Source organism: uncultured Thiodictyon sp. (assembly GCF_903946935.1).
In the GTDB taxonomy this organism is placed as follows: domain Bacteria; phylum Pseudomonadota; class Gammaproteobacteria; order Chromatiales; family Chromatiaceae; genus Thiodictyon.
The window spans coordinates 1-12,150 of sequence record NZ_CAJAXH010000248.1 but is presented as its reverse complement, the minus strand read 5'-3'; the positions used below and the strand labels follow the sequence as shown (position 1 = coordinate 12,150).

At 68.7% G+C, this 12,150-nt stretch carries 7 protein-coding genes; 2 read left to right on the top strand and 5 right to left on the bottom strand.

What is annotated here, in order from left to right:
- Positions 1-283 precede the first annotated feature (283 nt).
- Genes QZX93_RS21830 through QZX93_RS21820 form a run of 3 tightly spaced genes read right to left on the bottom strand, consistent with a single transcriptional unit; the run spans position 284 to position 2,934 of the window.
- Positions 284-1,288 (bottom strand): S49 family peptidase, encoded by a 1,005-nt coding sequence (locus QZX93_RS21830; protein WP_295388334.1) that lies wholly within the window; start codon positions 1,286-1,288, stop codon positions 284-286.
- Positions 1,289-1,294: 6 nt separating this feature from the next.
- The gene (locus QZX93_RS21825) at positions 1,295-1,969 is read right to left on the bottom strand and encodes an HAD-IA family hydrolase (RefSeq protein WP_295388338.1); all 675 of its coding nucleotides are present in this window, start codon (positions 1,967-1,969) and stop codon (positions 1,295-1,297) included.
- Positions 1,966-2,934, bottom strand: coding sequence for an RluA family pseudouridine synthase (locus tag QZX93_RS21820; RefSeq protein ID WP_366760959.1), 969 nt, complete (start codon positions 2,932-2,934; stop codon positions 1,966-1,968). Before QZX93_RS21820 ends, QZX93_RS21825 begins: the two co-directional genes overlap by 4 nt.
- An 888-nt stretch (positions 2,935-3,822) precedes the next feature.
- On the opposite strand from QZX93_RS21820, the gene QZX93_RS21815 reads away from it, so the two are divergent.
- Both QZX93_RS21815 and mepA read left to right on the top strand, forming a co-directional pair.
- Entirely contained in the window at positions 3,823-7,530 is a 3,708-nt protein-coding gene (locus QZX93_RS21815; protein ID WP_295388344.1) for an Rne/Rng family ribonuclease, read from the top strand.
- A 121-nt stretch (positions 7,531-7,651) separates the two neighbouring features.
- On the top strand, positions 7,652-8,515 hold the full coding sequence (gene mepA / locus QZX93_RS21810) for a penicillin-insensitive murein endopeptidase (protein WP_295388347.1): 864 nt from the start codon (positions 7,652-7,654) through the stop codon (positions 8,513-8,515).
- A 4-nt stretch (positions 8,516-8,519) separates the two neighbouring features.
- On the opposite strand, the gene QZX93_RS21805 is transcribed toward mepA, so the two are convergent.
- Both QZX93_RS21805 and pbpC read right to left on the bottom strand, forming a co-directional pair.
- Positions 8,520-9,851, bottom strand: coding sequence for a diguanylate cyclase (locus QZX93_RS21805; RefSeq protein ID WP_295388351.1), 1,332 nt, complete (start codon positions 9,849-9,851; stop codon positions 8,520-8,522).
- A gap of 13 nt (positions 9,852-9,864) precedes the next feature.
- Positions 9,865-11,931: a penicillin-binding protein 1C gene (gene pbpC / locus QZX93_RS21800; RefSeq protein WP_295388355.1), complete on the bottom strand. Its 2,067-nt coding sequence runs from the start codon at positions 11,929-11,931 to the stop codon at positions 9,865-9,867.
- Positions 11,932-12,150: the final 219 nt, after the last annotated feature.

Sequence of the window (12,150 nt, the reverse complement as noted above, 5' to 3'; positions counted from 1 at the left end):
CCTCACGAAGGTTCACGCACGGGGCCTCGGACAGTAAGGGGACCGACGTGCTTTATACCCGGGCCACCTGGCGTTGTCCAGTGTTGCGGACAACCGCCGGTTGCAACAGAGAGTCCTGGCTAGAACGGTTCCGCCCTGAACGGCCACCCCGCCCTCCCCAAATAGGGGGGGATTGGAGCGCGCTCCCGGCACGACTTTCAATGTAAAGCCTTGATCGCCTGTCGCCGCCAGCGGTGGCACACGCATTGCTGCGTCCCCGCCGGAATGAGGCACCTGCGAGTCCTCACCGCACGCTGCCGCCACCAAGCAGCGTAACCACCTGGAGAAAGGCGTTGGCCGCACTCACCCCCAAACGGTCGGCAAAGCTCTCGAACAGGTCCTTCTTTTTCGTATAGTCGACCAGGGTCTCGGCGCCGATCAGGTCACGGGCCACTGAGCTGGAACTGCCGAGCCCATCCACCAGACCCAATGGACGCGCCTGGTCGCCGCTCCAGAACAGTCCGCTGAATAGCTCATCCCCGCCCTTGAGACGATCGCCCCGACCGGTCTTCACCGCGTCGATGAATTGCTGGTGCAGGTCATCGAGCACGCCCTGGATGAATTGCCGCTGGGCCTCCGGGAGCGGGGAAAAGGGGTCGAGTATGCCCTTGTTGGCACCGGCGGTGAGCAGGCGCCGCTCCACACCCAAGTCCTTCATGGCCTGCTCAAAGCCGAAGGCATCGATACGCACGCCGATGGAACCCACCAGGCTCGCCTTGTCGGCATAGATCTTGTCGGCGGCTACCGCGACATAATAGGCGCCGGAGGCGCAGATATCCACGCATACGGCATAGACCGGCAGGTCATGGCCCTTGTCCTTCTTATATTTTTCCTTGAGCCGACGGATCTCGTCATTGATGTAGCCGGACTGGACCGGACTGCCGCCGGGGCTATTGATACGCAGGATGACGCCCTTGACGCGCTCGGCCTTGAAGGCATCGCGCAGCGCCGAGATCACCCGGTCGGCGCTCGCCTCACTGTCGGATGAGATGACCCCCTTCACCTGAATAAGCGCACTGTGTTCCTTGCCGGCCTTGAGCCCATCCCAGGCGCTGCGCGACAGTGCGACGCCGAGAATACCGAGCAGATACAGCAGGATCAGGAGCTTGAAGATATTGCCCCAGCGCCGGCCGCGGCGCTGGTCTTGCAGGTGCTCCAAGGCCACACGGTTGATCAACGAACGCTCCCAGTCCGGGTCGCCGGGGGCGGGCATGGGCTCGGCGCGACGCTGCCAGAATTTCCAATTCATGGGTGTTTACTCCAGGGTGACGGGATCGGGTGGCGCCTGACGCAGCCACGGCGGGATGGCGGCCAGGCTATCCAAACAGGCCAGGGGGCGCAGGGTGAGCAAGCGCTCCGGGCTATGCACCCCATAACTGACGGCCAGCGCGCCAGTACGGGCATTGGCGGCCATCTGCAGGTCGTATTCAGTATCGCCGACCATCAGGGTCTCGGCCGGCCGCACCCCCAGCACGTCCATGATCTCCAACAGCATCTGGGGATGCGGCTTGGAAAAGGTCTCGTCGGCACAGCGGGTCGCCTGAAAATAGCCGGCAAGGCCGGTCTCCGCCAGGGACAGATCCAGCCCGCGGCGGCTCTTGCCGGTGGCCACCGCGAGCAGGTAACCCTGGTCGCTCAGCCATTGAAGGGTTTCCACCGCACCCGGAAAAAGCGCTGACGCGGTCGGATTACCCCCCAGGAAGTGCCGCCGGTAGTGGTCGGCGACCACCTGCCGCGCGGCGGCATCCGCCGTTGGCCACAGCCGCGCCATGGCATCGTCCAGCCCCAGGCCGATGATGTCGGCCGCCGCCGCCGGGCTGGGCGGCGGCTGACCCACGTCCACAAAGGCGGCCTGGATACAGTCGACGATGCGCGCCTGGGAGTCCATCAGGGTGCCGTCCCAGTCGAACACAATCAGGGCGAAGCTCATTGAGACAAGTCCCGGTCCGCGCCCGCTTGACCATCGCCCAAGCGTTCCAGGACCTGTTCCAGCTCGGGCGCCAGGGGCGACTCTACCCACAACGGCGCAGCCATGTACTCGGCGCGAAAACCCACGGACGCCGCGTGCAGGAAGAGCCGTGTGAGCCCCACCGCCTTGAGGCGCCGATTGGCCTCGAAGTCGCCATATTTGGGATCGCCGGCGAGCGGGGTGCCGAGGTGCGCGGCATGGACGCGGATCTGATGGGTACGCCCGGTGATCAGGCGCGCCTCAACCAGGGTCGCGACCCCCGCCGGCCCGGCGAACGACAGGCGGCGCAGGCGCCGGAAGACGGTCCGGGCGGCCTTGCCGCCGGCGCGGTCCACCTTGACCACCCGCTCGCCGCCCTGATCGATGTTCTTGGTGAGGGCCGCATCCACCGTCACCTCGTCCTGCGGCAAGTCACCCAGGATGAGCGCCAGATAGCGCTTATCCATCCCCCCGGCACGGATCAGGCGGTGTAGTTCACGCAGCGTCGAGCGGCGCTTGCTGATCACCAGGGCACCCGAGGTGTCGCGGTCCAGCCGATGCACCAGTTCCAGTTCAGCCCCCGGGCGCAACTGTCGCAGCGACTCGATCAGCCCGTAGGAGAGCCCGCTGCCGCCATGCACCGCGAGCCCCGCGGGCTTGTCGATCACCAGGAGGCGCTCGTCCTCAAACAGCACGGCCCCGGCCAGACGCGCCAACTGGCTGTCGGGCGCCCGCACCGCCGCCTCGGGCGCCGGCGTGCGCACGGGCGGGATACGCACCAGGTCGCCGGCCTGCAACCGGTAGTCGGCCTGGATACGGCCCTTGTTGACGCGCACCTCGCCACGGCGCAGGACGCGGTAGAGGTGGCTGCGCGGCACGCCCTTTAGGTGGCGCAGCAGAAAGTTGTCGATGCGCTGCCCCGCGGATTCCGCGTCGACGCAGACCACGGCCACCGCGGGGGTTGGCGGCGCGGCCGGGGGCTTGGCTGGGCGGTGCGACGGTCGCGCGACCGGACCGGCAACCGACTTGGAGCGGAGCGGCGCAGGGCTCCGATCAGAACGGGGCTCTGAGCGGGAAGCCGCGCGGCGGGCGGGGCCGGGGCGCGCCCGTGGATGGGAATTGGGGGTGCGCGGGTTCAACGCCGTTGCACCCTGACCTGCGGTTCAATTGCTGGCATAAGGTTTCACTGTTAGTATTGGATGTTTGCGCAAGCGAGCGAAAGACTAAACGCATTTTTCGTCAGCGGCGAGCGCATCCCGGGTGCCCTAGCAGGCTGTCGGACTTAGTGATGCAACCGATTGAATGCAAAGAGTTTCCTCTTTTGCGCCAAAAAGTCGTTTTCCTTTTTAATCAATCGGTTACGCCATCAAGTCCGACAGGCTGCTAGGCACCGCGCCGGCCGTCGGCCGCCGGTCACTGATCGGCCCCGGCGGACCAGGGTTGTCGAGGCTGGTTCAAGATGCCGGTGCTGCATGGCCGGCAGCGGTGCATACCGCGGGTTGCCGCGGATTCTACACCCTGACCGCCCCCGCGCGCCCCGGCGCGCGCCCGGACCCTCGCTCGCCGCTTCCATGGCGGGACGCCGCCCCCGACGGGGGTGTCCCAAGCAACGCGGGCACGCCTTAGCGGCGTGGCCGTAACACGTAGAATCGGACGCGCCTGTCCACCCCGGTGCGGCCCGCGATCTTCGCGGCCCGCCGGTGAGATGCCGGACCCGGTCAGCCGGCCGCCCTAAAGGCGGCGGCACCTGGCCCCGCGGCGGCTAACCGCCCCCGCGTGCCGCTGAAAGGCCGGCCACTGGTGGGACCTGCGCCCAGGATAAGAAAAGGAACAACATGAAGAGAATGCTGATCAACGCGACTCAGCCGGAAGAGTTGCGGGTAGCGACCGTCGACGGTCAAATCCTCTACAACCTCGATATAGAATCCCCCGGCCGCGAACAGAAAAAGGCGAACATTTACAAGGGCACCATCACCCGTGTCGAACCGAGCCTCGAGGCCGCCTTTGTCGACTATGGCGCCGACCGGCACGGCTTCCTGCCGCTGAAGGAGATCTCACGCACCTATTTCGAGCCCGACACCGCCAAGCCCGGGTCCCGCATCAACATCAAGGAGGTGGTGCGCGAGGGCCGCGAGGTGGTGGTGCAGATCGACAAGGAAGAGCGCGGCAGCAAGGGTGCTGCGCTCACCACCTTCGTCTCGCTGGCCGGCCGCTATCTGGTGCTGATGCCCAATAACCCGCGTGCCGGCGGGGTGTCGCGCCGCATCGAGGGCCAGGACCGCAGCGAACTGCGCGACGTGATGAGCCAGCTCAACATCCCCGACGACATGGGGCTCATCGTGCGCACCGCCGGGGTCGGCAAGAACACCGAGGAGCTCCAGTGGGACCTGGACTACCTGCTCCAACTGTGGCGTGCGATCGAGTCCTCCGCCGCCGAGCGCCGGGCGCCCTTCCTGATCTATCAGGAGAGCGACGTCATCATCCGCTCCATCCGCGACTATCTGCGCGCGGACATCGGCGAGATCGTGATCGACGACCGGGCCGTCTACGAGCGCGCCGAGGCCTTCATGCGCCAGGTGATGCCGGGCAACCTCAAGAAGCTGCGGATCTACCAGGACGAGGTGCCGCTCTTCACCCGCTACCAGATCGAAAGCCAGATCGAGACCGCCTTCCAGCGCGAGGTGCGCCTGCCCTCCGGCGGCTCCATCGTCATCGACCACGGCGAGGCCCTGACCGCCGTCGATATCAACTCCTCGCGCGCCACCAAGGGTGCGGACATCGAGGAGACGGCGCTCAATACCAACCTGGAGGCGGCCGACGAGATCGCCCGCCAGTTGCGCCTGCGCGACCTGGGTGGGCTGTTCGTCATCGACTTCATCGACATGACCCCGCCCAAGAACCAGCGGGCGGTCGAGGACCGGCTGCGCGATGCGCTCAAGCACGATCGCGCCCGCGTCCAGGTGGCGCGCATCTCGCGCTTCGGGCTGCTGGAGATGTCGCGGCAGCGGCTGCGGCCCTCGCTGGGGGACTCCACCACCAACGAGTGTCCGCGCTGCCATGGCCAGGGCAAGATCCGCGGGGTGGAATCGCTGGCACTGTCGATCCTGCGCATCATCGAAGAGGAGGCGATGAAGGACAGCACGGCGCGCATCGTCGCCCACCTGCCGGTGAGCGTGGCCACCTTCCTACTCAACGAGAAGCGCCGCGCCGTCCTGGACCTGGAGGCCCGCCAGGAGGTCCAGGTCCTGTTGCTGCCCAGCGAACACATCGAGACCCCGGACTACCAGATCGAGCGCCTGCGCACCCAGGATCTCAGCAAACAACCGGACGAGCGGCCAAGCTACGAGTTGAGCGGCGCCCCCCAGACCGGCGGCGCCGCCAACGCCCACGCCCGCACCAGCGAGCCGACCCGCAGCGAGGAGCCGGCGGTCAAGCAGATCACCCCCGCCTCCCCGGTGCCGAACCGGGAGGCGCCGGCCGAGCCGGCACGCACCGCCGACACAACCTGGTCCGCCCGCGCCCCCGAGCGCGAGCCCGCGCGCTACACCGACCCCGAGGACGCCCAGAGCGAGGACCGTCCAGCCACTGAGAACCTGCTCAAGCGCATCTGGACCGGGCTCTTCGCCCCCCGCTCCCCGGACCCGTTCTCGCCAGCCGAGCCGCCCGCACAACCGGCACCGGCGGCCGACGACCGGGGGGCACGCCCCGAGCGCCCGCCCCAAGGCGGTCAGCGCCGGCCCGAGCAGGGTCAGCAGGGCCGACGGGAGGGGCGGCCAGGGACCCAGGGCCAAAGCCAGGGCCGCGGCGACTCGGATCGCCAGCGCAACACCGGCCGTGGCCCCGATCGTCAAGGAGATCGGCCCGGGAATCGGCAGGTCGAGCGGCCGGACGACGCCATCGGCAACCGCCAACCGCCCGCGCGCGCCGACGACGCCTTGGGCAGCCGGCAGAGCACGCCTCCGGTAGACGGGAATGTCCAACGCAGCAACGGCCAACGTGGCCAGCCGCGCCCGCAGGGGGCGCCGGCCGAGGGCAACGAGCAGCCGCGCGAGCGCCGCGAGGGCGAGCCGCGCAGCCGCCGCGGTGGGCGCGGTCGCGGGCGTCGCGACGAGCCCAACGGCGAGGCCCGCGCCGCCGGCGGCCAGCGGGAGGCGAGCGCTGAGACTCAGCGCGATGCCCCAGGCGATACCGAGCGCACACCGCAGAACGCGGCCCAGCCGCCCCGTGCCCACCCGCACCGGGAGCGTCCAGGTGCGCGGCGACCCGAGACCGACCGGCCAATCGCCCGGGGCGAGCCGGGGGATGCGGACCAGTCGACCCCGGACCTGGGGGGCCTGGATGCGGCAGCGCCGGTGACGGGCCGCGATCACGCCGTAACGACGCCAGCGGCGCCAGTCATTGAGTCACCGCCCGAGCGTCCGGCCGTCACGGAGGACAACCACTGGACCGATGACGACTTCGACACCTACCCGGTCTACCCGACGGCCTCGGTCTGGCCGGCTGAAGCGCCGGTCGCCGCGCCCGCGGATGACGCGTTCGCGCCCGACACGGCCGAGGATGACCCCGAGGCCGAGAACGAGGCCGACACCGGCCCTGAGGAGGATGCCAACGGGCTCGCATCCGCCGAGCGACCCAAGTCGTCGCGCCGCCGCCGTGGGGGTCGCAATCGGCGCCGTCCAGGCGCTGAGACCGCCGGTGCATCGGCCGCCGACGGGAGCGCACCGGCCGAGGAGGACACGGATGCCGACGACTGGGCCGAGCCGGATGCAGAACCCGTCTCGGAACCCAGCGTAGCAAGCCATCCGCAACCCACTGGCGACGAGCCAAACCCCGCGGCGGACAATGAGCCGGAACGCACCGCCGTGCCCGCGCCCGCTTGGGCGCAGCCCGCGTCCGGTGAGCCATCCGACACCGCGCCGGCGCAGCCCGCGACCGGCGAGCCGTCCGACAACGCGCCGGAACAGCCCGCCGCGGCAGTCACGCCCGCCGAGGGCCCGGTCGAGCCGCCGCTACCGACTGAGCAAACCGAGACCCTGTTGCCGCAATTGCAGCCCCAAGCCCCGGAGCAGCCGGCGGAACAACCGCCGGCGGCCATTGTGGAAGTCGCACCGCCACGCCCCCCGGAGCCGCCGGTTGAGCCAGCCCCGGAGGTCCAAGAGCAGACGGCGGAGCAACCGCCGATGGCCATTCTGGAAGTCACACCGCAGCGGCCCCCGGAGCCATCGGTTGAGCCAGTCCCGGAGATAACGCCACCGTTGCCCGCGGAGCAACCGTCCGAGCAGCCGCCGGCGGCGCACCTGGACCTGCCGCCGCAACTCCCGCTGGAGTTCTCCCCGGAGCAACCTGCCGAAGAGCCACCGGCAGCGCCCCTGGAGCTGCCCCCGCAACTCCCGCTGGAATTCCCCCCGGAGCAACCGGCCGAGCAGACACCGGCGGCACCCCTGGGACTGCCGCCGCAACTCCCGCTGGCGTTCCCCCCGGAGCAACCTGCCGAGCCGACCGCAGACCTCCCCCGGGAGCTGAAGCAGGACCCGCCCGGCTAACGGCCATGGCGCCCGCACCACCTGTCGGTGCGACTTAAGTCGCATCGACAGGTGGCTGTATGCTAATGGCTGGACATCGCCTCATCCGTCACCAATCACCTCTGCCTTCGGAGGCCCGGTCATGACTCGTGCCCTGCCCTACCCCGCGCGGATGCTGTTCGCCGCCATCCCCACCCTGTACGCCTGCTTGCTCTGGTCAGGCCACACCCAGGCCGCGACCCCCTGGGCCGAGGTGATGAATCCGAGCCATGGACCCGCCCAGGTGATCGGCACCCCGGCCAACGGCTGCGTCGGCGGGGCGGACGCCCTACCAGAAAGCGGCCCAGGTTATGTGAGCGTGCGCCGCGCCCGCCACCGCTTCTTCGGCCATCCGCAGCTGCTGCGTCTGGTGGACCAAGTGGGGCAAACCGCCGCGCGGCGCCACCTCGGCCTGGTGATGATCGGCGACCTCAGCCAACCCCGCGGCGGGCAGATGCCATCGTCGCATCACAGCCACCAAAACGGGCTGGACGTGGACATCTGGTTCACCCTGGCACCCACCGCGGAGGCGGCACGGCGACTGATGGACGACCGACCGGACCCACCGAGCATGGTCCTGCCCGGCAGTCTGGAGAGCAGCGGCGCCTGGGGCGAGCCACAGCGTTTCCTGCTCGAGACCGTCGCCCGCAATCCGGCGGTGGACCGCATCTTCGTCAACCCCGGCATCAAGCGGGCGGTCTGTAACGAGGTGACGGGCGACCGCTCCTGGCTGCGCAAGCTGCGGCCCTGGTGGGGTCACGACTCCCATTTCCATGTCCGCATCCGCTGCCCCGCGGGCAGCCCCCGCTGCGAGCCCCAGACACCCTTACCGGCGGGTGACGGCTGCGGGCCGGAACTGGCCTGGTGGTTCAAACCCGAGGCCACCGGTAAGACCAAAAAGAAGGGGGAGCCCAGGCCCGCGGTCGTCGTCCCGGCTGCCTGTATGGCCGTGCTGCACGAGCGTTGAGCGGCTAACCGCCCACCGCGGCATCGCTACAAACCCGATTACGTCCACCGGCCTTGGCGGCATAGAGCGCATCGTCGGCCCGTTTGAGCCAGGCATCGCGGGTCTCGGCTGGCCGTCGTTGCGCCACCCCGAAACTGCACGTCACCGTACCGACCGCGGAAAAGGGATGATCGGCAATCAGGGCGCGAAGCTGTTCCGCCAGCCGCCCGGCGTCGGCCGCCTGGCAGTGCGGCAAGAGGATGACGAACTCCTCCCCGCCCCAGCGGGCAAACACATCGGCCGCCCGCAAGTGTGCGCGGACCAGTTGGCACAGTTGCACCAACACCTGGTCGCCGCTCAAGTGACCGAAGCGATCGTTGATCGACTTGAAGTGGTCGATGTCGAGCAGCACCAATGACAGCGGTTCGCCGCGGCGCGCCACGCGTTTCATCTCATCCGCCACGGTCTGCTCAAAGTACCGGCGATTCCAGGCGCCGGTCAGAACATCCGTGGCAGCATGCCGATTGAGCTCGATCTCGATGAATTTGCGTTGCCGAATATCCCGAGTCACCCCAGCCAATTCGATCAACCGACCGTCGCTGCCCAGAAGGGGGCGCGCCGTGATCTCGGTCCAGATGGTGGAGCCGTCCTTGCACAAGAGTTCCATCTCGCCACGAAAAGGCTCCGCCGGCACCCCGGTCGCGATGCAGTCATCCAAATAGTTGAAATAGGCCGCCGCAGTCGCCACAGACCCGGGCGCAACTTGCTGACCGAGCGACAGCCGCAGGTACTCATCTACCGTGAACCCAGCCAGGTATTCGATGGACGGATTGATGTAGGTGAGCCGGTGTTCGGGGTCCATGGTCCATATGTTGTCCACGAGGTTGTCGGCCAGCAGGCGCAGTCGCTCTTCACTGATGCGCAATTGTTCTTCGGCACGACGGCGTTCCGCATCTTGTGCCTTGAGTTTGAGATGCAGTGCCACCCGGGCGCGCACCACCGGTGAATTCATCGGCTTGCCGATGAAGTCACGGCCACCGACCGCCAGCGCCTGAATTTCGATCGCCGGATCGTTGGCCGCGGTCATGAAGATGACGGTCATGTCCGGGTCGACCTGCAGCAGCGCGCGACAGGTCGTAAAGCCGTCCATCTCAGGCATGATGATGTCGAGCAGCACCAGGGCGATCGGCTGCTTCGATGCGATCTCCAGGGCCTTCGCACCGCTGCTTGCGCAATAGATCTCGCCCATCCCCTTGAGGATGCGTGACAACACCTTAATGTTCGATGGATCGTCGTCGACGATCAGTATGGGCGGAAGCGGGTTGACGGCACGCCCCTCGCGTATCGGTTCATTCACTGGTAATCATCCACTAGCGCAGATAGACCCGCACCCGGCTGGAGCGCCCACGCCCGTCGACCACGGAGATGGCGGCATAGCCCGGCCCGACCGGCTGCCACTCGATGGTGCGGGCGAAGGGCTCCTGGCCGATGGGTCGGTCGTCGGCGAACCAGGTGAAGGGAGGATAACCGTTGCGGACCTTCAGGGCCAGGGTAGCACCCGGCCCCGCGGCCTGGTTGAAACCGACCTCGAGCCTGGCCCCATCGGGCGGGAAGGCGATCTCGGGTCCAGCCGGGGCGGCGCCGACGCCCGCGTCGCGCACCCGGGCATGTCGCAAGGTGGGCGGCAGGGCATTGGTCGCCGCCATCAGGACGCCGGCCGGGGCGCTCGGCAAGGGGCTGCGTGGCCCCAAGCGGGTAAAGGCGTCGAGCAGGATGGGCACCGCCATGTCGACCCCCTTGAGCCCGGGGACCGGAGCGCCGTCCGGCCGTCCCACCCAGACCCCGACCACGCGGCGCCCGTCGTAGCCGATGGCCCAGGCGTCCCGGTAGCCATAGGAGGTCCCGGTCTTATAGCTGATGCCCCGGGGGGCGGCATCATTGGGTGCCGGGACCTCCGAGAGGATGGAGGTGAGATACCAGGCGGCGCGGGCATCCAGCACCCGGCGACCGGGGCCGGCCGCGGCCGGGCCGTCGAGCGTCTCGTGCAGGTCCAGCGACTGCCCGCCGCGGGCGATGGCCCCATAGATCCGCACCAGATCGAACAGGCTCAAGCCCAGCCCGCCGAGCCCGATCGCCAGACTGGGCGGGGCACCCTCCGCCAGCAGCGGGACGGCCCCGGCGCGGCGCATGCGGGCGAGCAGGCGCGCCGGCCCCACCGCGTCCAGCAGTTGCACCGCCGGGACATTGAGCGACAGCGCGAGCGCCCGACGCACCGTCACCGTCCCCTGGAACGAGCGGTCGAAGTTACCCGGCACATAGCCGGCGAAGGCGGTCGGCCGGTCCTCGATCAGGCTCTCCGGGTGGGCGATGCCGGACTCGAATGCCAGACCATAAATCAGCGGCTTGAGCGTGGACCCGGGGGAGCGCAGTGCCCGGGTCATATCCACGTGGCCCTGACGGTCGCCGTCGAAGAGCCCGGCCGAACCCACCGTGGCCAGCACCTCGCCGCTGCCGTGATCGGCCGCCAGGATGGCGACCGAGACCCGCGGGTCGATGGCGGCGGCCCGCTCCGCCGCCAGGGTCTCCAATCGGCCTTGCAGACCGGCATCCAGGGTGGTGCGGTGGACCGCCCGCCCGGGAAAGGCCAGGGCGAGGCGCGTCCCCAGGTGCGGGGCGAGCATGGGAAACGGCCGCCGGCCGGTCGGGACCGGCTCGCGGCGGGCGGCGGCAGCGGCCTCGGCATCGATCAGCCCCAGGGCCAGGGCGCGCCCCAGCACCCGGTCGCGCGCCCGCCGTGCGGCGGCCGGATCACGATCGGGCCGGCGGGCCTCCGGGGCCTGCGGCAGTGCGACCAGAAAGGCCGCCTCCGCGGTCGTGAGATGCTTGGGCTCCTTGCCGAACCAGGCGAGTGAGCCAGCGCGCAGGCCCTCCAGGTTGCCGCCATAGGGGGCGACGGTGAGATAGGCGGCAAGGATCTGCGCCTTGTCCGCACTGCGCTCCAGGGCCAGGGCGGCCAGGGCCTGCCGGACCTTCCCGCCCGCCGAGCGGGTCCCGCCGCCGTCGATGAGCCGCGCCAGTTGCATGGTGAGGGTGGAGCCACCGGAAACGATGTGCCCGCGCGTCGCCAGTTGGGCCGCGGCCCGCACCAGGGCCAGCGGGTCCACGCCGTGGTGGATGCAGAAGCGCCGGTCCTCCACCGCCAGCAAGAGCTTGATAAAGCGCGGGTCCACCGCGGCCAGGTCCACCGGCAGGCGCCAGCGCCCGCGCTCCACGGTGAAGGGACGCAGGAGCCGGCCGTCGCGGTCCAGGACCAAGGTCGAGGTTGGGACCTGGAGGTTTGGCACTGGGGTGCGGTCCACCAGGGTGGTCAGGCCCAGCCAGACGGCCAGGGCGAGCAGGGCCGCGCCGGAGAGAATCAGGGTAAGCCGACGGGCCAAGCGATGGCCGCCAAACTTTGTGAAGAGTCCGCGAAGAGACGCAAATGAATGCAAGTTCATTAGCTGTTGTTCATCCACTTAGTAACGATTCAAAAATAACTTAAACACTTTTATCAAGAGAACCCGTTGGGGTCAACAACGTAGTTCCATTGCCCAAGGCTCAGGTCATGCCGAATAAACTGATCTTTGATATCACGGAACCCGTCGGAGCATTTGCGG